Origin of the sequence: Bacillus sp. RCC_6_1 (genome assembly GCF_041360755.1) — a bacterium.
Taxonomy (GTDB): Bacteria; Bacillota; Bacilli; order Bacillales; family Bacillaceae_G; genus Bacillus_A; species Bacillus_A cereus.
The window spans coordinates 64,668-89,596 of record NZ_JBFUPV010000010.1 but is presented as its reverse complement, the minus strand read 5'-3'; the positions used below and the strand labels follow the sequence as shown (position 1 = coordinate 89,596).

Here is a 24,929-nt window from a genome sequence, read left to right as displayed (position 1 = left end):
TTTATGTTTTTTTCTTGTATAGAATCATAAATTCACTTAGACAAATAATATTAATTGTTTATACCAAATCATAAATAAGTTAACAATATGTCTATAGATACTTAACATATTGGTTTTAGTCAATTGAATTACCTTCACTTTTTCTTCGTTAAACAAGGAGTTATCTTAACTGAAATAATAAAATTGAACAGTTGTTAATTTTATGTGAGGTTGTAATTGCTATCATCATTCCTCCTGCATTACAAAAAATTTTATTATAATGTAAGTATCACTTTGATGTTAATAAGATGAGATTTCACTTTTAATAATCTAGTTTGAACAAATGTTTCTTTTTTATAATAGAGATGTGATTGTTAGCCTACTACTTTTAGAATGTCAAAGTTGATTTATCCTAGTACTCCCTTTTTAATATGTTGAATATCAAGGATATTGATGCTGTTCATATGAAATTAACAACCTCTTCTACTGGCTTTTGAGGAATGAATGAAATTGACAAGGAATTGAATTCAAATGAGGAAAAGAGGATAATTTTTCTTATAACATATATAATAATCTGAACTAACAAGTACTAAGTGAAGAACAGTACATTAACATAACATTAACAATGAGCGGTCTTATAAGTGATAAATCCCGTTAAAACAGCTAGGTAACAAAGAAAAACTTAGTGTGAATTGCTATAAGAATGTCTTGAAATCTCCCTAGTAATATAAATACACTCGAATAATATTTATTGTTGGAATAGTAAAAAAGTTTAGTTGAATTATATAAGCTTTACAAATACAGTTTACATACAAGTTTTATATAAGGGTCTTATATAAAACTTGTATGTAAACTAGATAATTTGTTTTTTGATTTAACTACGATATAAAAGCGTTATTTTATACATTTTATATGTAAAGCTTATATATAAGGTGTATAAGTTTTTCTGGAATTTTTATGCTAAAAAAATTAGTGGTTTTTTATCTGTTTTTTAGAATTTTGATTTGGTTTTTTTAATAATCTTTTTTGAAATGTCAATCACATGAAATTTAAGATTGATATAACATGTATACGCATTATATATAAGGCGTATACATAAACCCTTATAAAATATATATTAATTCTATTTTTAATTTTATAAGTCTTATATACAAGTCCTGTATATAAGTTTTATTTATAATGACTTGATATACGACGTGTAATGATGTACTATGTTTCTAGGAATAATTAACCAGTGTTTTAAGGGGGGGACGACTTGAACGAAGTTTTAAGTGAAAAATATCAAACAATCAAGTTTGCAGATGAAGTAGTAAACATGTTTGCTGATATACTTGAACAAGATGAGATACTCTATAGTGTATTTCTATACATAGGAAACATAGTAAATAAACAATTTCAAGAGACGAAGTACATGAGGGGCATATCTATTAATGAAATAGTGGAAAATGTAGTTATTGATAGGAGAGTAAAGAAAAAAAAGGGAAAATCCTATTCTTTAGAGGTTGAACGTACGAATATATCTAGACGTTCAGCTGAAATAAGTGTGAGTACACTATCATCAATGTCTTTAATCTATGAAAAAACCATGCACCCATATAAATTTTTGATCTCAACTTATAGAGGGCAACAAGTACTGATTGAGTTAGGGAAAAGAAAAAAGATAAATAAGGAGAGATAAAATAATGGCAAAAAACTTCTTGAAGAATGAAGTGGCAGTTAAAATGACGATGGTCGGTTTTGGTCAAGCTGGTACTAGAATGGTAGATAAATTTGCGGAATATACACATACAGATGGTACAGCAGTATATAATTGCTTAGCACTAAATAGTAATGATGGAGATCTAGCTGAATTAAAAAATGTACCCAAAAGTAATCAAGTTTCACTGAAATTAGGTGGTTTAGGTAAGAATCCTGAGCGTGCAGTAAAAGTCCTTGATTCAAATGAGGAAGCAAAAGAAAAGCTAAAAGAATTTATTACTGAACGAGTAAGACCTTCGGATGAACTTGTTTTATTTTTTGCAGGTTTAGGTGGAGGAACTGGAACTTCTACAATCATTAAGGCTATTGAAGAATTTTCGGCTTTTCATAACAAGCCAGTAATCAGACAAGAATTACAAAAAGTTGCGCAGCTATATCCAATGTCTGAAATCAAGGCGAATCAAGCGAAGTTTGCGAGAATAGCCTTTGAAAATGCTATTGAGCGCAAAGACTTTATTAAAATGGGGATTGTTGTAACTCTTCCCGTCCGAGCAGATGGGCCTGATGTATTACGACAAGTAAATAAATTTTCACAGGAAATTTGGAAATTAGCAAATGATAAATCAAAAGGTGTAGCATTTGTTGTGTTTGCTGATAACCAGCATTTTTACGATGAATTTAAGGAATTGAATGAAAATGAGAAAAAAGGTATCGCTAATTCACGAGATTATGCAAATCAACGTATTAGTGAAATTATTCATGAGTTAAATACCGCTGCTAATGGATCTGGTACATCTGTAATACTGGATTCTCAAGATTTTAAACGTATTTTACTTGAGAAAACGGGCTGTTTAGTAATTAATAAGGTTTCACGTAATATGAATCAAATAGAAAATAGCCATGCAATTATAGAAATGTTCCAAGAATCATTAAGAGGAAGCTCTTTCCATCCCCCGATTGATTTGATGAAGAAGAACGATGATGGTTCTGTTGAAGCATCAAAAGTACATCATTTTGGTATGCTTGCTATCCTAGATGAGCAAAAGAATATTAATGATTCCTTTATGGATGACGCTAAGGTAGAAGTTTCAAATAATTTACCTATAAATGGTACAGTTTTTAATGGATATTTGGTAAGTAAGAATGATTTCTTAGGAACTGTATATACCTTCTATAAAACCGATGCATTACCATCGAGATTATCTAAAGGTTTAGTTGAAGAATTTAATGAATTTAAAGAAAGACAAAGCCAAATTCAGTATAAAAAGTCTCAAATTAGTACGATTGAAAGTATAGATGAGGATGAGGATTTAGGTTTTGCATTTGGAGATTTTATTGATATGGGTAGTGACGAAGAAAATAATAATGCTGGAGCAAATGAAGATGAAGATCTAGCAGATTTTCTAGATCCAGATAAGATGTTTGGTACTACAAAATAATAAAAAAGTCTGGACTAAGTTCCAGACTTTTTTATTATTCCACTGAATCCATAAGAGATTTTATATACTCAATAATATTATCTTGTATGTACTGCTCTATGAAGAGTTGTTTTTTACTCAAGTCTTCCTCTTTTTTAAACCAGCCTGCTTTTCTAGTGCGTTCTTCCTCAGGTTTGTTATTCCATAAGCTCTCTGCTTGTTTTCTTAATTCCTGACGTGCCCTATGCTCAATAATAAAATTATCAAGCCTATCTTGGCGTTGGCGTAATTTTAGCGTTTCTACATCTTCTGGTTGTGGTAACTGCTTTAATATACTTTCTACCCTCTCTTCATAATGAGATTCAATATGTTTTATTTTTTCTTCTAACTGTTTAGTTACCATTTTTTCAATAATTTCAGCAGTAGCTTGAAGGTTTAATTCAGTGGATACCTCATTTGTTTGATGTTCTGGTGAAACTGGTCTTAAATCAAATTGGTGTGGTAAAAGGTCAATAATTGCATCTAGAGACCATTTCTCATCCCTTTTCTGCTTTATAAATAGAGCAATTTCAAGATCTAAAGCATTATAGAGTTTTTCATTTGTATTTTGAGTTCTTAAAGTTTCATGAAGTCCCTTTTCTTCTAGGATATTGAACCAATTATAAACTGTATTATGATGACGTCCTACTAGTTTTGAGAATTCTGTTATTCGCCATGCTTTTTCGAAAACATTATCATCTAATATATCATCATCGTTAATTTGATGGTCTTGTTTTTCATTTTTTTGCTCAATCATTGTAACTACCTCCTCAAAAATCAACTCATAAATAACTAATTATAATTAACATGTGAGCTGAGATTAACATGTTAGCTAGTATTTCGATAATATTTGTAAAAATCCCTACCAATCCAGTGAATTACATGAAATATAGAATTAACATGTAAACATATACTTGTTAACAAAACATTGACGTTTAGCATAGAATTCGGTGAATCATTAACAAAACATTACCAATTTGAAATATATAATTGGTAATGTTTTGTTAATGGGAATATATATATTATTGTAGTAGCGCTACTGATAGTTGCTATGAGATTAACAAATTAGGCTACTTAATATTAATGATAAGGAAATAAAGCTATTTTGTAAATAAGTTATAAGGATATAATCCGGTTATATAACGGAAAATACACAAAGTAACGCTCAAAATCTAATTATCACGTATAAAAGCTAGTAAAAAGTAAATAATATTAATGTAGAGTTAGTATTGTTCAATAAACAAAACGGTATTTAAGGATATAGGAGTACAATCATAATGCTTCGAAGAGGTTCGTCCTACTCCCTATTTACTTGCTACATACAAGTTAGGATCTACTTATGTATATTAATTTAGTATAGAATGTACAATTTAAGTTGTATATTGCATGTCATGATAGAAATTTATGTAGTCAGTATCAACAAAATGATCTTTATCAGTATTAAAGAACAGATTGAGCCTGTGAGTTGACATTAACATGAAACATGACATTGACATGAAATCAATACTACAACCACCTACTAATAACATACGAACACCTATTGTTAATGTTTTGTTAACTATAATAGATATAGATCAACCCTTTGTATACATGCTGATCTAAAAAGATTACCTTTTAACATGAAATGTGAACCATAAACGAAGGATTTTATAGATAATTTTGAGGAAGTTTTTAAGATACTAAGGTTCGACTTAGAATACTAGAATAATCCAAGTGATGTATTTTGTAGATATCCGATTTCTAGTATATGTTTACATATATTAATAAGATCATAAACAAGACAATGAGATTGATATGTTAACGAAAATTAGATAAGCATACTTCGAATATCCATAAAGATAACATTGACATAAAATGAGGTATTGCTATGAGATTAATACGACATTAACAAAAAACACCCAAACAAAGGATAAATCATCCTAATTGTTAATGTCATGTTGATCAGAAATAGAAAACTACCATTTACATTTAGAGATACTAGTTATTCTAATGGGTGTTTATGACTTAAATACCCATTAGAAAGTTAATAAAAGTAATTAGTAATAAAATATAGCATGCGCTGGTTTGTTAGTTATTACATTTCAGTAACTAATGATAATAAATGTAGATCTACTAATTGGTTTTACGTTAATTTATATCTGAGTATCATCGGATTGATATAACACATAAAATATCAATATGAAATTAACATCTGTACATTTTTATTTCCTTTCATATCAATGTCAATTGATATGTTAATTTCATTCGAGGGTATTAGTGTTGGTTAATTGTTTATATGACATTAACAAATTTGGGTTGTGTACTTCAAATTGTGTTAAAAATTAAATGGAGATAGACTTTCTTTGAAACCTTCTTGATCAAGGAGGTTTATAAAAAGAACGGTGTAGCATATTGGGAGTTTTGGTTATAAATAGCAGTTGTAATACTTAGGTATACGACTTATTTATTTGGGCATACTATAAGTATGAGTTCTTTTCTATGATAAAAAAAGTGCAGCTAATATCTTTACAATCTATAATTATAGATTGTAGTTTTTATAGTATTTGAGTAGAAGAAATGATTTTGTGTATCATTCCAATATAAGTATATACTAACTAAAAGTCATTTTAATTGTTACAAGAAAAATATGTTATGGATGTATATTCATTATTAGCGTGCTTTTTGTCTAATAACTAAAATAGGAACTTAAAAGCAATTTTATAATTTTTGTTTGCGAAATATGTAATTAATAAATTGGCTTAGGTATGAACTGGATGGTTAGTTTAACTTGTATTCATCTCTCAATATGAAATTTCATGTCGATGTCAGTTGATATGTTAATATCAACTGAACGAGTTTGTGTCGCTTTATTGTTTACATAACATTAATATGCTTTAGTCGTTTGCTGTTAGTTATGCTATGAGTAATATAAAGATTGTTTTATATTTAAAGTTCTCTAAGGTAAGGAATATATTAAATGAATGTTTTTTACTTTTGAAATTTAGTTGTAAATAAAAAAATCGAAATTTTGTTATGAAAATCCTATACTTAGATATACTAATAGTATTAACTGAATTAGGTTATTAAATGACATATGCAAAAAAGAAAAGGTTAATCAATTAGAAGCATTATTTTTGTGAGTTTATTTAATAATTGCGAAGTAGTATTGACATTTAGATATTATATAGATAGTCTTATACATAAGTTTTATTGTTTAAAATTAATATACAAATCGAGAGATATTTAATTCTTGCTAAACGGACACACCGAGGGCATATACCTGCCATTGGTGTGTCTTTTTTTATTTAATAACTAGAAAATGATAAGGAGAGTATTAAAGAATGAATGAAATTATTAGTGAAAGTAAAAGAAGATTTGATAAATATTGTAAAGATAATCAAGTTTTTGAGGAGAGAATTAATTCTCTTATTAACTACTATTTTTTACTGCTTGCTGATCGTGTAAACATTTTACAAGATAGAGAATTTAATAACGAGGTCGAAGAGAAGCAATTTAAAAGCAATCTCAAAAGATTTGAAACATTATTCCCAGCTGCTGCTAAGAATGCATTTCTAAAAGGATATCAGCTTGGTTTAGAGTTTTTCAAACATCCAGAGACAGTGATTCCGGATTCTCTATTTATAAATCCTAATTTTGTACAAGATATTCCTTTTGCAATTGTAAATGCAGCGGAATTTAGCATGTATGAATTAGTTCGAACGGATGAAACACAAGAATTTAGTGTATTTGCTGTTCGAACGTATGAAGGCATTAAACCCATAATGGAACAAGTATTTTGTGAAATTGCATTGTTTGGTGCGGAAATTTCGCTTGAGCATGAACGTGAGGAAAGAGGACTGAAAGTAGTTGAAGGAAAAACAACTACTTTTACAAATGTTCCAGTAGATCGTTTATTTACAATTACTCCATCTGTAGCTGCTAATGTTGTGCATGCGGATGGCCGCTGTGAAATCTGGAGTCTAAACTGGAATACAAAATTAACTTTAGATAATCCTTTTATTGAATTAGCACAAGTAACCATTGTTTACAAAGACAAGACAGAAATACAAAAAAATCTTCAGGATGGATTTATATATGAACAGAGTTTATTTAGTGCGATGCCGTTAGAAGAAATAGAGGATCGTTTAGAGGTTAGAGTCAAATATAACCTTATTGATAATATGCCATGTAATTTGGATGGATTTGAAATAGAATCGCTTCTCACCGAACTATTAACAAAAATACAAAACGCAACAAAAGTGCCTTTTGAAAACATGCTATTACTTTAAAGTGATTTTCTATCAAAGAGGAGTTTTTTATAATGAAAAAGATTGTATTAGCTATTAGTGATACTGTGTATACGGCATATTTACGTGAGGATTTTGTTGGTGCAGGATTTGAAGTAGCTGATAGTGATGTTATGCACATAAAGTATTTAGATGAAATTCTAGATACGGAGCAACCTGATATTCTATGTATTAATGACAAACGATTAAATATTGATGCGGGACACGAAGATAAGCGAGAATTAATTATTTTACAGAAGTTAAGAGACATTCGCTTTCAGCGGGATATTCGCATTGTAGTATTTACAGAGCGTGAAAATAATGATGAATTTTTAGCGAAGCTGATTTATTTAGGTATCTATGACATTTTTAACTCTCGTAAAATTGATATTGATAATAAAGTCATCCCGCAGCTGCTACAGGAATCGGATATTAAAAATGTGGTGGAAATTGTAGGAGCAAGTCAAGCACCGCAACATACGAAATTGCCTGAAGTGCCTTTTGATGAGGAAGAAGCGAAAGTATCAAGTGAATTAGAGGAAGGTAACAACAGTGAATCACACTCTAATTTAAAATTATTTAAAAACAAACAAAAGCGTAAGTCTATTCAGGAAGAAACGCCAAGAGCGCCAATTATAAAAAAACAGTATAAATTGGCTTTTGAGCCAGTATATGAGAAACAAATTGGTATTGCTATTCCAAGAAGAACAATTGTTGTGGCCAACATGAATAGGAGAAGTGGTGCCACTTTTGTTTCACATCTTTTAGCCGCTTACTTAAATGAACTACAGATTGATGTGAATTATATAGAGAATCTATATGATGATGGTTATACGTATCCGTTATTAAAGGGATATACAGAAGCTCCAGAAAACTATCGTAGTGAATTTATGTTGCAGCGATATAAAGAGATGCTACAGAAGGAATCTGATATATTATTAATTCCAAAATGGAAGCAAGGAAGAATAAATTATATTGTAAAGAATCCTATAGTTGACCAAGAGCTTCAAAACGAAACAGAGCAGGACTTCGACCATTTTATTAAGGTTTTATTGGCCAACCAAGAAGCACCTATATCTATTATTGATGCAGGGAGCGATTGGGATAAAGATTTATACCATGAGATATGTGAAATGGCGGATTACATATTCTTTGTAGCGGAACCAGATCTGCATCAATTGCTAAAGATAGCGCATCCTCTTACACAAAAAGAGAGAAAGCTCGTTTCTTACTTAGGTTTAGAGAAAGTGAGGATCATTGGGAATAAGTTTTCTCCTGTACTTTTAAAGCATGAAATAGTAGAAGAATGCTTTGGAGATAAGGTATTAACTGCTTTACCACCATATGAAATAGAAGATGTGTTTGAGTCACAATTGAATAGTAGTACGTTACTATCAAGTCGCAACTATTATAAAGAGTTAGAAGGAATAATGAAGGAAATAGCAGAGTTATTGCTACCAAATCAATTGTTGAATTCCAAAAAAAGTTCCATTTTAAGTGGATTTCGATTTCGAAAGTCTGAAAGTTAAGGAGGCTGAAGAGGAATGCAAAAGTTTATTGTTGCAGCAAGTATGTTGCTGTTATTTGTAGGTTGTCTATTCTTTGTAACTGATATGGTGATTGGAGATACAACACATACTGATAATAAATCGTCTTTAGAAAGGGGAGGTGAGATAGCTGTGGCTAAGTCTGTAAAAGTAGGTACTCTGCGTGCAGAAGAAGAAATAGCTATTGATCCAGAAAAAGCGAAACAAGAGTTTGAAAAGGCGTATAACGGTAATGCGGATTTTAAAGATCCCGCTTCAAAACGTAACTTCACTGTACATGATGTACAGGAAAAACCAGCAATGATTGCTGTCGAAGGTGATGCAGAAGCTGCTAGTTATTTTAAGCAATTTGATGAAAAAAAAGAAACGATAAAGAGTAAAGCGAGAAGTATTATTATTTATGATGCGAATGGAAAAGAAAAACAATTAGGTGGAAACGTAAAATAAAGAAAAAGAGTAGGTGCATTAAAAATGCAAAATACAGTAACTACGGCTCTATTCCTTACCTTTTCTTTATTATTAATTAGCCTTTTACCCGAAGGCGTTTTGTATGGAATACAGTTAGTGAAAGCACATAACCTTGCTGCCGATATAGTAGAAATTGCAGAAAATAAGGGTGGATTTCAATATGATTACAATGGAAAAAGGGTGGATTTAGTCCCTGGGATTGAGAAAAGAATGAAAGAAGAAAAGATGGATGGATGGAAGTATGAGTATACAAAGGGACGCATCGATCATAATCAATCCCTTTCTTTTAAGGTGAAAGCAGAACACCATTTCTTCATATTTAAGCTGATTGGTGTAGATGGCATAAAAGCTCCGATATGGGCGAGTAAAGAGGGATTGGGACAAGTATATTTTAAATAATGAAAATTCTAAGATTTGTACTATAAAAGACTATGCTAAAAAGTATAGTTTTTTTGCCAGGAAAATATACCTATATAGAACAGAAGTTATAAAAAATGTTAATTAATTAATTAATTTATATGTTAAATTATCTGGATTTTATGTTTAAATTAGGTACAATAAAAGAATCTATGAAAAATTAATATATTTGGAGGAACAATCAATGGCTAACAAATTTTTAAAAACAGCAACAGCACTAACAATTATGGGTACATCATTACTAGGAGCAGGAGCATTTACTGCTAAGGCTGATAACACAGACTCATTAAAATTCAATGATGTTCCAGCAAATCACTGGTCTACAAAAGCAATTTATAATTTAACAAATCGTAAAGTAGTGCAAGGGTACGGAAATAATATCTTTGGCTTTGGTGACAATGTAACTCGTGGGCAAGTTGCTCGTATGATTTATATGTACGTAAAACCAGCAGATGCAGATGCTAGCTTCAAAAATCCTTTTACTGATATTAAAGGACATTTGTTTGAAAAAGAAATCTTAGCACTTGCTAAAGCAGGACTTGTAAATGGATTTGGTGATGGAAAGTATGGTCCAGATGATATTTTAACTCGTGAACAAATGGCGCAAGTGCTTACAAATGCTTTTAAATTTAAGGCAACGAAAACAACAAAATTTGCAGATGTTGATAAAAATTCTTGGTCTTACGGTGCAATTAGTGCATTAGAGGAAAATGGGGTTACAATTGGTACAGGAGATAATATGTATTCTCCAAAAATGTTTGTAACACGTGAAGCGTATAGTCAATTCTTATATAACTCTATTAATGCAGTTGAAAAAGAAACAAAACCAGAAGTGAAGCCAGATCCAAAGCCTGAAACAAAACCAGAAGTGAAACCAGATCCAAAGCCTGAAACAAAACCAGAAGTGAAGCCAGACCCGAAACCTGAAGTTCAATTGCCTGCAGGTATGGATTCTAATCTAGTCACAGAGAATATTGAATATTACCCTGAAGCAGTTGAAAAAATGCCAGTTGTAAAGCAACAAGTTTCGAATGAAGCACAAAGAATAATAAAAGAGGTTAATGGAAGATTCGGTACAAATTTAAAGTATAGTGAAATTAGTAACGATGTATCTTTACTCGATAAAAATATGTATCTTCCTGCAGGTACTATTGGAGCGCAATTTGTTGTGCAATCAGATAATGAAGGGAATTATAAGATTATATTTTTAGATAACAACAAAGCTACAGTATCTTTAACTAAAGAGTGGACGAAATTATTAAGTGGTTTGAACTTAGATAATGAGTTACAGGAAGCAATTGATACACAAAAAACAAAAGTATTTGAGAAAGATAATTTTAAAATCCGTATTGCACACTCAACTGCGGAACATATGATGTATGTTGAAGTGGAAAAGAAATAAAGTTGTTATTATCAGAGAAATTTGATATCATTATACACGTAATATAACAATAAAATAATTTTACGATAATTACGTAAAGGACACACCTTACGTACCTACTAAAGGTACAGGTGTGTCCTTTTTTGTTTTTTAGGGGGATAAGATATGAAATTAAAAAGGAAATTATTAATTAGTTGTACGTCTGCATTGTTGTTATTACCTACATCGGCACATGCAAAGAATAGTGATGTACCCTTCTTTGATGGGGATGAAGAAAAATTTATGAAAGCAAAAGAACTGCAAATGCCAGGAAGGTTTTATCGTCCAGGAAGTGGGTATGCCGCAAAGGAATCACTATATTTAAGTGACTTACATTATCCAGCTGTATATAATGGTTCTTTTAGTTGGGATAATTCAAATGAAAACAAAGTACAAAATGAAGAACTCTCAGAACCTTTTGTTCGTATTGCTAATGAAGGATACCTAAACAATTCAGTTCCAGCAGGAGATCGTATGGTAACCGAAGTACAAAGAATTAATGATGACATAATAGCTAGTAAGTATTGGGGGAATCCTGAATTTGTTTTAGCAGAAATACTGAAGTATAGACTTTCGCAGTATCAAGGAAGTAAAGTATATGGCGATTTTTACTGGATTCGTGATATTGCCTATTTATCCGGAGGGTATGCTGGATCCGGAGGAAACGCTAATAAATATAATTTGTGGTTTGTACGTACAAGTAAGCCTGAAATAAAAGACATTAAAGCCTCTAGTAGCAAAAAAGATGTACCTGTTAAATTTATATTCAACGGTTTTGAATATGTAAGTAAAAATAAAGGATATAACGATCGAGATCCTAATGGAACAACAGTAAATCCTTATCAAAGAGCTGCAGGTGAACGTAATCGAGTCAAGTGGATTCTTGATATTATAAAAGATGGCGAAACTGTTCATCATCAAGAAAATTACTTACGTTCAACTCCACAAAAAGATAACCAAAAACCAAATGAAGGAGATGCAGGGCAATTTAAGTCAGAAGAACTAAAGTGGCAGCCACAAATGTGTGGACGATATACTGCGAAATTTAAAGTCCTTGATGCTGTTCAGAGGGAATCAAACGAGAAAACTGTTGATTTCACTATAGATGGTAACTGTGGTACTGAAGTAACACCTAACCCAGATCCAGGAGATGAAGATGATTTTAAGTATAAAATTGATTTTTCTGCTGATCGAATTGAAGGAGAAACAGCAAGAGAAGGAAAGAATATCAAAACAAGAGTAGATGTATCACGTGATACACTTAAACTAGAGCGTAATCAATATAGAGCAAAGGTAAATAATAATATTAATAAGTCCCAGCAAGAAATAAACAGCGCTGAATCTGATAGAGATAGTGCACAATCCAGCTTAAGTTATTGTCGTCGTAATCCAATTCATGAAGTAGATGCCGAGGGAAAGGACCACTATTATGATAGAGACTGCTCTTGGGAAGAAAATAAACTAGATAGTGCGGCAAGTAGGCTAGATAATGCAAGGCAGAAACTAGAAAAAGAAAAAAATAAAATTAAAAAGTTAGATGTATTAGAAGAAAAATATATGAATCCTGAAACAGTAGTTGTGTTAAAACATAACGGACAACAAGTATCATCACAAAAGGTAAGATTAACTGAGGGAGAAAGGAAAACCTTGAACCTTGACTGGCAACATAAAGGGAAAGGAACAATTCAGGCAGAAATTAACCCAGATGGTAATCGTATAGACATAGAGGAAACTACGTATAAAAATAATCCTATTAAAACCGCTATCTATGAGCCTTCAAAAGAAAAGGCAATGTGTGGTGTAACGAGTGTGAAAGGTGTAGTAGAGACAGTAGGTGAACGTGTGTCGAAAGAGGATACGGTGGGAGAAATGTTCTATGAAACATTAAGTGGAAGTATAGATAATTTGGCACCATCTAAGCTTCATTCTGGCTATGGGTTTTCGTATGAAGTAAACGGAACATATAAAAATCAGTGGAATGAAAATTATCCTGGTGTATTTGCAAAAGCAACGGCACAATATCCGTTTGCTGATGAGGGATTAAAATCTAAGCAAGATTTAGAATCTAAGAAAAATACAGGTTCTATATCAAGTTTTTCTCCAAAAAATATGTATCTATCGGAGAAAACGGGCCATGTCTTCGATAGTAAAAGACCAACTAAGTCTTTATATTGGGATGGACAAGAGAAAATCATTGATGGTGGCCAAAAATGGTATTCACCACTGAAGACAAAAGATGGTGTATACACTTTTAATGTAGAAACAGCTCCAGCAGGTATCAATGAAATGAGTCTATGTTTAATTGAGCAAGTAGAGATTAAGGGTGTTGCGTATGATGATTTCATAAAAAGAAGAGTATTTCCTGACGATCCATTTCCTGGAGGAAGTGGAGTTGGTTGGAATTGGGTTGGTAAGGAAGACGTACTTTATAAATTAACAGATTGGTATTACATGAGAAATAGGAAATGAGAATAAAATATAGTATAATTAGATGAATCAACACAATAAGATATCCTTCTTAAACTAGTAGCTGAATGGATAAACCAAAGGCACATCCCTTAATGGGATGTGTCTTTTTTTGTAGAAAGGGGAATATTGAATGGATAAAAAGAAAAAACAACGTATGAAACGTGTAATTTTCATTGGAATTATCGTAATGATTGCATCGTTATATATTGGAAGTGAATTTCAGGATCGGAATGGGAAAAGTTATGCTCCTGCAAAGTATTTTGAAACAGGAACAAAATTGATTTCGTTTTAATAATAATTTTGCCTCTTGCATCAACTATTGTGAACAGTATTTCCATGCGATCGCTTCTTTTCTCCATAAAATGAAAGAGAAAGGATAGCAACCGACCACCTTGGAATATTCAGTTGTGTTAGATTAATTACAACATATTTTTGGGACGCTTAATAGGTTAGAAACCTTGTTATAACAGGGTTTTTGGAGCGAGATTAATTATCGATTACGTGTTTTAAAATAGAAAAAACAGATATTTTTTAGAAATGATTGACATGAAACTATATATATCATAATATTGAGATTGTAATATTAAAGAAAATAAATCCAACATTTTCATATAGACTTTAGATTAGCTAAAAGGACACACCTAAGGCGTTTTACGCCATAGGTGTGTCCTTTTTTGCGTTTAAAGGCTACATAAGGAGGAATATAAACATTGAAGCCGTCTAAGTTTCAAAAGAAGCAGATTACAGCGGTAGGTTTAGCTGCTATAACAGTAGCGGGTATCTATGGATACAATCATTTTGCAGTAGAAAATGCAGTAAAGCCAACGAAAGTTGTTGTAGCTGCAAAGGATATACCTGCGCATACAGAGATTAAAGAAGAAATGCTAGTGGAACGAACATTACCTGGTGATGGGATTCCTCCAAATGCATTACGCGTAAGTAAAAAAGAGGTTATAGGTAAGTGGACAAATGATGGACAGCCCATCACCGAAAATAGCTATCTTTTTAAAAATAAAGTAGTAAAGAAAGAGGAGTTACCTGACTCTGCAATTTTAAATTTGAAAGATGGAGAAGTTGCATTCCCGTTACTCGTTGATTTGGAAACAAGTTCAGGTAATAGTATCATCCCTAACACTTATGTGGACTTGTATTTCAAGCAGGTTGTGAAGGACGGGGACAATGAGAAGGTAGTATTCGGTGGTCTTTTCCAAGGTGTACGTGTTACGGCTGCAAAGGATAGCAATACAGAAGATGCATTTGTACTAGAAAAGAAAGAATCAAAAGAGGAACAAGAAGGAAAACAAAAGCCAAAGGTAACGCGATTATATACATTGGCTGTTTCACCAGAACAACTTCAATATCTAAACCGTGCGAAAACACTTGGAGATGTAATTCCTGTTGCAGTTGGACAAAAGGTAGAACAAACAGGGAAAGAATTAGAACCAGCAGAAGGATTCTCGCAAATATCTGACCAGAAAAATATTTTAGACTATGTAGAGAAGCATTCAACCAATCCCATATCTAAAAGTGTAAAAGAATATGTTGCACAGTATCTGAACGAATCCAAATAAGGAAGGGGCTTTTAAGATGGACCGGCAAGTAAGAATGGTTGCCTTTTATGCGACAAACGAAAACGTAGGAAAAAGTACGTTAAGTATTGCGATGGCAAATGAGTTAGCTCATTTAGGGAAAAAGGTGCTTTATGTAGAAGCGGACCAAGTAAGACCAAACTTCGCGGTTGGAACAGGTCTTAGCCATGAGAGTAAAAATATGCTAGGGCTTGTAAGAAAAGAAAATGAATACAATCTCTTGCAGTATATTTGTACCAAGCAAGATTTACTAGAAAAAAAAGTGAATCCAAGGTTGACGCAAAAATTACACGATAAGATGGATTTTCTGGTGTTTCCATCAGGTTATAGTTTAACTCAATTCCCAGAGATTCAAAACAAAGAATTGTTTGTAACGACATTTATCGAATCACTTGTAGATACAGAATATGACTACATCATCCTATCGGTACCAACTGAATTATCCGAGGTGCTTAGTTACCCAATCCTATACCAATCAGACCTTGTTGTTCATGTGCTAAATGGCAACCCTCGTGGTGCGTTAGCAATTAAAAGAGAATTACAACTAATAGAAGAAGCAAAGCTAACATTACCTCGTATGATTCATGTTTTGAATATGGGAGACGAGGACTATGTAGAAGATATTGAAAAGCTTTCTTCCCAAAACATTGCAGTGACAATTCCGTATGACAGAGATCGTACGAGTTATGAATGGGGGATGCAATTTGGTTCCCCGCAAATTAATGCAAAGGTCCATCATATTATGGAAGTAGCTGGTCTTAATATTCCATCCCAGCACTCCTCTATGAAAAAGGGTCTCTTTGGTTTACGAAATTAAAAAGGTGGCAAGTAGTATGTGGGGCTATTTACAGGAAAAACAAGTATCCTTAAAGCGAAATCGAGTGGATTTATATCACTTTGGTTATAGGATTCGTTCTAAATCGGTTCGAAAGTTAGGAACAACTACAGCTCAACAAATTAAAGATATTACAGATGAAATTCGTGCATTTTTAGTAAAAGAACATCGTGATATCTTAAGCGAATCCTTTATGAATAAAGAGAAGAGAACAGCTGTGGAGCAAATTATTAAAGGCTTTTTACTAAGCAATCAAGTCGTTGTTTCAGATGTACCTTCGGAACAGTTACTAAATATGGTGTGTGATGAAATTGTTGGATTTGGGATTATAGAACCTTTAAAAGAAGATAAGGATGTAACTGATATTTATATCAATGGCACAAAAGAAATCATTTACGAAAAAATCGGAGAGGGAGAATGTACATTTCCTTACCGATTTGAGACAGAAGAAGAAGTGAAAGCCCTAGCTTATAAGATGGTAAACAGTACATCAGAGTCATTAAATACAGCAAAGCCGTATGTGGACTGCGTATTTCCGTATATAAGAATCAATATAGCCCTAGATGAGCTAGGGGGGCTAGGAACAACAATAACGATTCGTAAGAATGCAGATCACCTCCGTGCCTCTAAAGAACGTATCTTATCTACCAATCAAGCATCGGAAGAAATGTTACACTTTTTGGCTGCAGCTGTGAAAGCCAAAATGAATATTTTAGTCGCTGGAGCAACAGGTACAGGAAAGTCAGAGTTTATGAAGTATCTTGCTTCTCATATTCCAAATGGGAGGAAGAAAGAACGTACTCTCGTAGTAGAAGATAACCCCGAACTCTATTTACATCGCATATTTCCGGAACATCACTTCGTTCCGATGCAATGTAGGGCATCGGAAGTAGAAGAAAATGTAATCGATTTTGACAGACTGTTAACAAATGCTTTACGTCAGGGACCAAAGCGATTAATTGTAGGGGAATCGAGGGGGAAAGAAGCGTTAAAAATGATTAACTTCTTTCAAACAGGGCATCCTGGTTTCACCTCTGTACATGCAAGAAGTGCAAAAGAAGCAGTTAGGCGTTTAATGCTTATGTGTCTGCAAAGTGGTGCGAATATTGATGCTCAGTATTTATATGAATTAATTTCACAGACATTTGATGTGATTGTCTTTTTAGAAAAGAAAGATGATGGGAATCGCTATATTACAGAGATGATTGAATTGTTGGATTATCAAGATGATATACAGTTCAATCAGCTTTCTCAATTTATTCCGTCGGGTAAGGAATACGATGAAATGAATGAGAGAGTAGGAAAGATTCATGGAGATCATATCATTACAGCAAAAATGTCAGCTGAAATGGAGAAGAAATTCCGTTCTTCTACTGTAAATCCAGCTCTTTATGCGCCATTCCTCTCACAACAGGAGGTGCAGTATGCATAGTTTATTGGCTTATGGATGTATATTTTTAATCTTTATTAGTGTTGGATTGCTCGTTTTACTTTTTACAAAGTCTAAGGGTTCTGCTCTCTCTCAATTTGTACAAGAAAACGAGAAAGAAGAAAGGCGTTTGGAATTAAGGAATATTAAAGGGATACGAATGTATCTACCACAATCCGTTATCCAAGAAGCTCAAAAGTACGAATGGAAATTGACAAAGAGTATGTACTGGGTATATACGATTCTTTCCGGAATGAGTATTGCAGCAGTATTCTATTTTTCCTTTGGTAGAGATCCTTTTACACTGATTACCGTTTTATCTGGGTTTTTAGTTCCAAGGTTTCTTCTCTATCGAAGAAAAAAACGTTACTACTTGGTTGTCATTGACCGTCTTTCTATCTATATGAAAGCTGTAGCAAATGCACTTCAAATTAGTAACAATGCAAAACGGGTATTAGTTCAGGTGAAGCCAATGATGCATGAAAGCATTCAAGAAGAAATAGAGAAAGTTTCTCTTTTATTAGAAGGTGGAACCACAATGCATCGTGCATTTAGAGGATTCAATGAAACGTTTAACTTTAGAGAATTGGTTTTCTTCCATGAAATGTTGGAAGTGTGCAGCCGAGAAGGTGGAACAAATTCAGTTCAAGTCTTACTAGATATTGCAGAAGATTTCGAAAAACAAAAGCTATACCTGGCAAGATTGCGTTCTAGTTTGTCGCAAGCGCAACGTGCCTTTGTACAGAACTGCTTAATTGTCATTGCTATGCCGATTGTTATTATGTTGATGTCAAAAGAAGCATATGGATTTTTAGCAGGTTCTATGATGGGAAAAATCGCGTTAGCGGTAAATATGTTCATTGTCTTTTTCTTAGCAACCCGTGTAGAAAAGATTGCAAATTATAACCCAACAGAAAGAGGGGAATAAGGTGGCTACGATTTTAGCTGTAGTGGTATTCGTTGTCATGTACTGGGTATTCTCTACCTTTCTACAAAGTAAAAAAGATAGCGGTAGCTTACTTACGAACTATGTAGAAAATGCAAAACGAATTGAAAAGAAGAATTTAAATCAGATGATGCTCGCGCCCTTCCAGTCGTTATCACATAAGTACCTGACAGAAGAAAAGAAAGAGCAGATTCAGAAAAAATTAGAAGAAGCTGGCCTGGATACGAAACCAGAAGAATATTTAAAGATGAAGGTAGCATATCCCATCATTTTCACCTCTGTTTTCTTGATATGTACGGTGTTCCATGATTACTACTTATTTAAAGTGGGAGTTTTGATTTCACCACTGCTTTACTTCTATCCTGATTATCTATTAAAGAGAAGAATCAAGCAGGCGATAGAAGCTAGGAAGTTCGAATTACCAGAGTATCTAATTCCTATGCTGCAGCTGTTAAAAACACATACAACATTAGAAGCAGTAAAAAAGGCAGAGATATATGCTGTAAGACATCTTCGTCCGTATGTATCTACACTTACTGCGGAATTAGAAATGTATGCTGGCTCGGATCAACCATTTCGAAACTTTGCTGCTGCTTTAAATAGTCCAGAAGTAAATACCTTTACGATTGCATTGCAACAAGCGCAAAAAACGGACAAGGTACAGAGTCTTCGTATTATGGATGCACAGATTAAAATGATGCGTGAGTTAAAACATGAGAACTATAACCGTCTCATTCAAAATAAGCCGATGGAAATGAATAAATTTAACGTCGCAGTTATTGGATGTATTGTGATTTATCCAATGGTGATTGTTATTCAATCCTTAATGCAAGGATTTGCAAGTTTATAGAAGACGTTATCAAAAATGGAATAGGTAAAGGAGCATTACACATGTTAACAAAAATGAAGAATTGGTTAAAAAACGAAGACTCACAATTATCATCAGAAAACGGTATGTTAATCGCGTTAGCGGTGATTATCGTATTAGTAATTGGCCCGTTTGTATGGAAAGCAATTCAAGGCGGGTATGATACAATTCTAGCTCGATTTACAAAAGCATCAAACAATGCAGATGTGAATTCTTGGAACAAGTAATAGAAGTTTTAGATGAATGATGTTTATTACGTATAGCTCAAATAAATGGAGAAGGGAGATTCAATCATGTTAGCAAAAATGAAAAATTGGTTAAAAAATGAGGATTCGCAACTATCATCAGAAAACGGTATGTTAATCGCTCTGGCGGTAATTATCGTATTAGTAATTGGCCCATTTGTATGGAAGGCGATCCAAGGTGGTTATGATACGATCCTGGCAAGATTCACAAAAGCATCAAGCAATGCAGACGTAAATTCTTGGAATAAGTAATTAAAGATTTAAATAGATAAGTTCTAATTTTAGTAGATACTTAAAACTGATATATAAAGGAGACGAAATGAAATGTTAGCAAAAATGAAAAGTTGGTTAAAAAACGAAGACTCACAATTATCATCAGAAAACGGTATGTTAATCGCGTTAGCGGTGATTATTGTATTAGTAATTGGCCCGTTCGTATGGAAAGCAATCCAAGGTGGTTATGATACAATTCTAGCTCGATTCACAAAAGCATCAAGCAATGCAGATGTTGATTCTTGGAACAAAAAATAAATATAAAAATAAACGAGGGGGCTACTCTAAAAGTGGTTCCCTTTTTTACACAGTATTTTTATATGAAATTAAGAGGGGAGTAAAGAAAATGAGCCTGTATATCATGGGATTATTTCTAAGTTATATGGTACTTAATGTATTTACCGACTTAAAGTATAGAAAAACAAAAAATATATGGCATTTCATTTTTTTAGTAGTAGGTTTAGGTATCACGTATTTTGCTGGAATACGAACGGGAAAAGAGATTGTAATTGTACTAACTATGGCCTTAGTATGTGGCTTATTGTTAGAGACATTTAAATTTTCTTCACCCGGTGATACGAAAATGCTTGTGGTGGCAGCTCTATATGTTAGCGATGTAGCAGAGGAATCGGCTATGCTTACCGCTATTACATTAACAGCTTTCCATTTACTATTCTTTTGGATTGCTAGCGTGTATCGTTTAATTAAAATTCTAGGGTTTGTAGGAGCGATTAAAGACCAATTGGAGCATGCTGCTTCTATATTTGGGGCAAAACTACCAAAGAAAGAAATACAGCTGATACAGAGCTTTCCAGGGGCTTGTTCTATTTTATTAGGAGCAATTGTGTATATTGCTTTCACTATTTATCAAAATGGAGGTATCTTGGCTTGAACAGTAGAATCATTCATCAAAGAGAAACCTATATTTACCTTACAATTTTTGCTCTAATAGGCGTTATTATTTTAAACATGTTTATTAATATATTGTTTGTATTAGCATATCCTTTACTAATAGGATTAATTGTGCAGGTTATCTTGTTGCAGAAGATAAAGAAGCCATTTTATCGGAGCGGAAAAGAATTAACAGAACAGTTAAAACTAAAAAATATGTTTCTAGTAGAATCAAATATTTTAGGAGATGAAGAAGGAACAGTTTATGAGGTGCATCAAATGCCTTTTACAATCTCTAATGGATTAATTAAAAAAGATAAGACTTATAAAGTGATAAAACAAGAGTATGAGAGAAAAGTCAAAGAGGATTTAACGAAAATTTCTAAATGGCAAGTTACAACAAAAGCTAGACTTGTTACGACAACTCATTTTCGTTTATATACAATTTGGCAGAAAAATAGTACCGGTTATCAATTGAAAAAAATTGAGGAGTGTGTTGATCCACACGCCAAGATGAACCTTATACAATGGATGATTGCTTCATTTTGTACGACTGGTCGTATTAAGTACGATAAGAAACCAAAAGAGTGGGCAAGCTATGAATGGATTACTTTAAGGTAAATAAAAAAGATAGAAAATAATAAAATGTACCCTATAGAATTGACACTAGAAAAAAGTCTATTCTATAGGGTACATTTTACATTGTATGTGTTTTTTCTCTTTGTGTAGTTTTTCAACGAAAAGAGCGCTTTTAAGGCGCTTTATGGCCAATAACTATATTGATAAAGATGCTCAGGATTCCATTGTATGTATGTCTTTTAGATATGTGTAGGTTTAGACAAAACCGTTATCTCGTAGTAAGCAAAAAGAGCATACATGTAAGTATGCTCTTCGATAAGAAAGGTAGATCTCTATGAGCGGAGAGACTACATACAAAAGCGTATGTTTGTTTCCTTTAAATGTGAAGAAAAAATCAACAAAAGGTCAACGTGAACTCAATAAAAATGCAACAAAAACGCTATTTTATAAAAAAATCAAGTCAGAAATAAATATCTGATTTGATTTGAAATTAAAAATATAAACCTTTGCCTACTGGCTGAACAGTTTCTAGCACAGTATCAACCATTTCGTCATTAATTAATGTTCTTATAATCCAAGCTGAGAGGTCTTGTGCAGCAAAGCAACCTGCAGCAGTCGAAATATTGCCTTCGTTTACGAAACTTTTTTCAATAACGTCTACATCAAACTCTTTAAGTTGTTCAACTACGGATGGATATGTAGTTGCTTTTTTGCCAGTTAACAATTTTTTAGCTCCTAGTAGTAGTGAACCAGAACACATAGAGCCTATTAATTGTCTTTGAGGATCTACATGGATTTTATTAAGATATTGTTGATTTTTATATAAATCTTGTACACCCTTACCACTTGCAAATATTACAGCGTCAGCAGAAGGGATATCGGATATGCTTCCTGTCATGGGTATACGTAAACCAGACATGGATACATGAGTCTTTTCTGTTCCTAATAGTTGGACCTCCCAATCAGAAATACCACCAACTAGACGTACACGATTTAATAAATCCCATGGTAAAAAAACATCTATATCAGTAAAGTTATCGAAACAGACTATTGAAATTTTCATTCTCTAATCCTCCGTAATCGAAATGTTGGAAATGTTTAAATTATAACACTTTCAAATATAGTTAGTAAGGTTTAAGTTTTTCACTAAGGATAGTAGATAGGAAAAAGTGTATTGGATTGTAGAGAAACATCACAAAAATTTCAATTTGTATTAAGTTGGAATATAAAAAGAGTACTTAGTAATGTGCTCTCGTGACGAGCCTCATTTTATAACGACTATTTTATAAAGAAATGAACTCAGAATATTATATGTGCGCAGTCAATTGAGTAACTTGTACAAATAAAGAGCAGCTAGCAAAAGCTAACTGCTCAGGTAATGGAATATGGTTCGAAATGGGTTGTCTACAGTATTGACGGAATATTGGTTTTTATTCGTGAAGAATTACGTTTAACTTAATGCATAGCCAACGGTCAAAGTTAGTGTTAAAAACACTGATAATAAAAGTATTAGTAGAACGGTTGCTATGTTTCTAAGCATCGCAACCCAATTATTTATTTTAGAAAATCCTTTCATACCAGCAAAAAAAGTTCTTATTGTTAAAACTAGTAAAAAAATAAAGGGTAGATAGGTAGTGAATTCATAATAAAGGTTTTAACGATTAGGCATATTTAAGAATCTCGAACATAAGATGGTAATGACACCGAGAAGAATTCATTGTGTTCGCTACTCGCGTTAATACGTTTCGAAAAGGCACCTATTTAGGTGCTTTTTGTTTGCATCTTTCGAGATGGACGAGCATATATTGGAATGTGTGGATGGAAACCAATTTATATATCAGAGCACCTATCAATTATGGGTGTTCTTTTATTATGTAAACATTTTAACATTTTAGCCAAGAAGACTTCTTCCTCAAGGAGCGTAAAGGACCAAAGCTTAGTGAGTAGGTGGGAGATGGATTGGCTTGGAACATGGGATGGCAGGAAACCATCCTAATTGTTCGGCATACAGAAAGTGTTACTCCACTATCTATAGAACGTACGTTTTGTGTATAATAGTCATATACTGAAATGGAGGTGAATCAAATGATGATTAATAAAGCCTATAAGTTTCGTGTCTATCCAAATCAAGCACAAGCAATTCTAATTAACAAAACGATTGGTTGTTCTCGCTTTGTATTCAATCATTTCCTATCCTTATGGGATCACGCATACAAAGAGACAGGAAAAGGCTTGACCTATGGTACATGCTCTGCCAAACTCCCTGCCATGAAGAAAGAGTTTGTTTGGCTAAAAGAAGTGGATAGTATTGCGATTCAGTCGTCTGTTCGCAACCTTGCCGATGCTTATACGCGCTTTTTAAAAAAACAAAACAGCGCACCGCGCTTTAAATCTAAGAAGAACAACGTACAATCTTATACCACAAAACAAACAAATGAAAACATTGTCGTTGTAGGGAACAAAATAAAGTTGCCGAAATTAGGCCTTGTTCGATTTGCCAAAAGTCGTGAAGTAGAGGGACGTATTGTAAATGCTACAGTTAGACGGAACCCTTCTGGCAGATATTTTGTGTCACTATTAGTTGAAACAGAAGTACAAGAACTTCCGAAAACACATTCTTACATTGGAATAGATGTAGGACTAAAAGATTTCGCCATTTTGTCAGATGGAACCCCTTATAAAAATCCGAAGTTTTTCCGAGCATTAGAAGATAAGTTAGCGAAAGCACAGCATGTTCTTTCTAGAAGAATGAAAGGATCTTCTCGCTGGAATAAACAACGAGTCAAGGTAGCTAGAATTCATGAATACATCTCAAATGCTAGAAAAGATTACTTGGACAAAATCTCAACTGAAATCATCAAAAACCACGATGTTATCGGTATAGAGGATTTGCAAGTATCGAATATGTTAAAGAATCATAAGTTAGCAAAAGCAATTAGTGAGGTATCTTGGTCACAGTTTCGAACAATGTTGGAATATAAAGCAAAATGGTATGGCAAACAAGTCATTGTCGTATCGAAAACATTTGCTTCCAGCCAATTATGTTCTTGTTGTGGATATCAAAATAAAGACGTTAAAAATCTAAGCCTACGTGAATGGGACTGTCCTTCTTGTCGTACACACCATGATAGGGATATTAACGCAAGTATCAATATAAAGAATGAAGCGATAAGGCTTCTAACCGCAAGGACTGCGGGGTTAGCCTAATCAATTAGAGTTCAGTAGAACTCTTTACTTAGGAATCCCTCACTTCTAAACGAAGTGAAAGTGGGGGTAGTTCAAAAGTTGTGTGAGAGTTGATAAATAGTATATTATCTTTCTCAATGTACATATTAAGAAAAGTTTTTAATATCATACATAAAAGGCGGGATAATATGAGTGAAAATAAGAAAAAGGAAGAATTGAATAAGATAAAGAAGTATTATTTTAATAAGGACAATCAACCAGTAGCTGGTATAGAGTTAATTTTGCCGCCGGATATAGGAATCATGTTAGACCCGAAATCAGTTAATGATGAAAGTAGAGATATTGATAATGAATAAGTTTAATTTAAG

The 24,929-nt window shown here is 33.0% G+C and carries 23 protein-coding genes and 1 pseudogene; 21 read left to right on the top strand and 3 right to left on the bottom strand.

Annotation, left to right across the window (positions count from 1 at the left end):
* Nucleotides 1–1,234: 1,234 nt before the first annotated feature.
* Both AB6801_RS23030 and AB6801_RS23025 read left to right on the top strand, forming a co-directional pair.
* Nucleotides 1,235–1,657 (top strand): hypothetical protein, encoded by a 423-nt coding sequence (locus AB6801_RS23030; RefSeq protein WP_001006726.1) that lies wholly within the window; start codon nucleotides 1,235–1,237, stop codon nucleotides 1,655–1,657.
* 4 nt (nucleotides 1,658–1,661) lie between these two features.
* Nucleotides 1,662–3,116, top strand: coding sequence for an FtsZ/tubulin family protein (locus AB6801_RS23025; RefSeq protein WP_001097031.1), 1,455 nt, complete (start codon nucleotides 1,662–1,664; stop codon nucleotides 3,114–3,116).
* A gap of 34 nt (nucleotides 3,117–3,150) precedes the next feature.
* Here the strand turns inward: AB6801_RS23025 and AB6801_RS23020 are convergent, their stop codons facing one another.
* Nucleotides 3,151–3,891 carry a MerR family transcriptional regulator gene (locus AB6801_RS23020; RefSeq protein ID WP_000572539.1) on the bottom strand — a complete coding sequence of 247 codons (741 nt, stop codon included), beginning with the start codon at nucleotides 3,889–3,891 and terminating at the stop codon, nucleotides 3,151–3,153.
* A gap of 2,563 nt (nucleotides 3,892–6,454) precedes the next feature.
* Between AB6801_RS23020 and AB6801_RS23015 the strand changes: the two genes are divergently transcribed.
* The 17 genes from AB6801_RS23015 (at nucleotide 6,455) to AB6801_RS22935 (ending at nucleotide 21,417) form a co-directional block, all read left to right on the top strand.
* Nucleotides 6,455–7,402, top strand: coding sequence for a hypothetical protein (locus tag AB6801_RS23015; RefSeq protein WP_370941175.1), 948 nt, complete (start codon nucleotides 6,455–6,457; stop codon nucleotides 7,400–7,402).
* 32 nt (nucleotides 7,403–7,434) lie between these two features.
* A complete protein-coding gene (locus tag AB6801_RS23010) occupies nucleotides 7,435–8,928 on the top strand; it encodes a hypothetical protein (RefSeq protein WP_370941174.1) in 1,494 nt (497 codons plus the stop codon).
* A 15-nt stretch (nucleotides 8,929–8,943) separates the two neighbouring features.
* On the top strand, nucleotides 8,944–9,393 hold the full coding sequence (locus AB6801_RS23005) for a hypothetical protein (protein ID WP_001168897.1): 450 nt from the start codon (nucleotides 8,944–8,946) through the stop codon (nucleotides 9,391–9,393).
* 24 nt (nucleotides 9,394–9,417) lie between these two features.
* A complete protein-coding gene (locus AB6801_RS23000; RefSeq protein ID WP_001181730.1) occupies nucleotides 9,418–9,813 on the top strand; it encodes a DUF4320 family protein in 396 nt (131 codons plus the stop codon).
* 202 nt (nucleotides 9,814–10,015) lie between these two features.
* Entirely contained in the window at nucleotides 10,016–11,233 is a 1,218-nt protein-coding gene (locus AB6801_RS22995; RefSeq protein ID WP_370941173.1) for an S-layer homology domain-containing protein, read from the top strand.
* A gap of 144 nt (nucleotides 11,234–11,377) precedes the next feature.
* Nucleotides 11,378–13,720 (top strand): hypothetical protein, encoded by a 2,343-nt coding sequence (locus AB6801_RS22990; protein WP_370941172.1) that lies wholly within the window; start codon nucleotides 11,378–11,380, stop codon nucleotides 13,718–13,720.
* A gap of 130 nt (nucleotides 13,721–13,850) precedes the next feature.
* The gene (locus tag AB6801_RS22985; protein WP_000358416.1) at nucleotides 13,851–14,012 is read left to right on the top strand and encodes a hypothetical protein; all 162 of its coding nucleotides are present in this window, start codon (nucleotides 13,851–13,853) and stop codon (nucleotides 14,010–14,012) included.
* Between the two features lie 418 nt (nucleotides 14,013–14,430).
* On the top strand, nucleotides 14,431–15,291 hold the full coding sequence (cpaB, locus tag AB6801_RS22980; RefSeq protein ID WP_000804787.1) for a Flp pilus assembly protein CpaB: 861 nt from the start codon (nucleotides 14,431–14,433) through the stop codon (nucleotides 15,289–15,291).
* A gap of 16 nt (nucleotides 15,292–15,307) precedes the next feature.
* Nucleotides 15,308–16,126 (top strand): AAA family ATPase, encoded by an 819-nt coding sequence (locus AB6801_RS22975; RefSeq protein WP_000375878.1) that lies wholly within the window; start codon nucleotides 15,308–15,310, stop codon nucleotides 16,124–16,126.
* A 16-nt stretch (nucleotides 16,127–16,142) separates the two neighbouring features.
* Nucleotides 16,143–17,576, top strand: coding sequence for a TadA family conjugal transfer-associated ATPase (locus AB6801_RS22970; RefSeq protein WP_065845673.1), 1,434 nt, complete (start codon nucleotides 16,143–16,145; stop codon nucleotides 17,574–17,576).
* Complete coding sequence (locus AB6801_RS22965) at nucleotides 17,569–18,501, top strand: type II secretion system F family protein (protein ID WP_000555826.1); 933 nt, start codon at nucleotides 17,569–17,571, stop codon at nucleotides 18,499–18,501. Before AB6801_RS22970 ends, AB6801_RS22965 begins: the two co-directional genes overlap by 8 nt.
* A 1-nt stretch (nucleotide 18,502) precedes the next feature.
* On the top strand, nucleotides 18,503–19,369 hold the full coding sequence (locus AB6801_RS22960; RefSeq protein WP_370941171.1) for a hypothetical protein: 867 nt from the start codon (nucleotides 18,503–18,505) through the stop codon (nucleotides 19,367–19,369).
* 41 nt (nucleotides 19,370–19,410) lie between these two features.
* Nucleotides 19,411–19,614: a hypothetical protein gene (locus AB6801_RS22955; protein WP_000956352.1), complete on the top strand. Its 204-nt coding sequence runs from the start codon at nucleotides 19,411–19,413 to the stop codon at nucleotides 19,612–19,614.
* Between the two features lie 66 nt (nucleotides 19,615–19,680).
* Nucleotides 19,681–19,884 (top strand): hypothetical protein, encoded by a 204-nt coding sequence (locus AB6801_RS22950; protein ID WP_000879955.1) that lies wholly within the window; start codon nucleotides 19,681–19,683, stop codon nucleotides 19,882–19,884.
* A gap of 72 nt (nucleotides 19,885–19,956) precedes the next feature.
* The gene (locus tag AB6801_RS22945; protein WP_000879960.1) at nucleotides 19,957–20,163 is read left to right on the top strand and encodes a hypothetical protein; all 207 of its coding nucleotides are present in this window, start codon (nucleotides 19,957–19,959) and stop codon (nucleotides 20,161–20,163) included.
* 88 nt (nucleotides 20,164–20,251) lie between these two features.
* A complete protein-coding gene (locus AB6801_RS22940; RefSeq protein WP_000061106.1) occupies nucleotides 20,252–20,797 on the top strand; it encodes a hypothetical protein in 546 nt (181 codons plus the stop codon).
* Complete coding sequence (locus tag AB6801_RS22935) at nucleotides 20,794–21,417, top strand: hypothetical protein (RefSeq protein WP_370941170.1); 624 nt, start codon at nucleotides 20,794–20,796, stop codon at nucleotides 21,415–21,417. Before AB6801_RS22940 ends, AB6801_RS22935 begins: the two co-directional genes overlap by 4 nt.
* Before the next feature lie 448 nt (nucleotides 21,418–21,865).
* Here the strand turns inward: AB6801_RS22935 and AB6801_RS22930 are convergent, their stop codons facing one another.
* Nucleotides 21,866–22,438, bottom strand: coding sequence for a DJ-1/PfpI family protein (locus tag AB6801_RS22930; protein WP_000703254.1), 573 nt, complete (start codon nucleotides 22,436–22,438; stop codon nucleotides 21,866–21,868).
* 387 nt (nucleotides 22,439–22,825) lie between these two features.
* Nucleotides 22,826–23,025 (bottom strand): annotated as a pseudogene (locus AB6801_RS22925) (hypothetical protein); the annotation flags it as partial.
* 435 nt (nucleotides 23,026–23,460) lie between these two features.
* On the opposite strand from AB6801_RS22925, the gene tnpB reads away from it, so the two are divergent.
* Together tnpB and AB6801_RS22915 are read left to right on the top strand one after the other, a co-directional pair.
* Nucleotides 23,461–24,582 carry an IS200/IS605 family element RNA-guided endonuclease TnpB gene (gene tnpB, locus AB6801_RS22920; protein WP_277559172.1) on the top strand — a complete coding sequence of 374 codons (1,122 nt, stop codon included), beginning with the start codon at nucleotides 23,461–23,463 and terminating at the stop codon, nucleotides 24,580–24,582.
* A 167-nt stretch (nucleotides 24,583–24,749) separates the two neighbouring features.
* The gene (locus AB6801_RS22915) at nucleotides 24,750–24,917 is read left to right on the top strand and encodes a hypothetical protein (RefSeq protein ID WP_001293562.1); all 168 of its coding nucleotides are present in this window, start codon (nucleotides 24,750–24,752) and stop codon (nucleotides 24,915–24,917) included.
* Nucleotides 24,918–24,929: the final 12 nt, after the last annotated feature.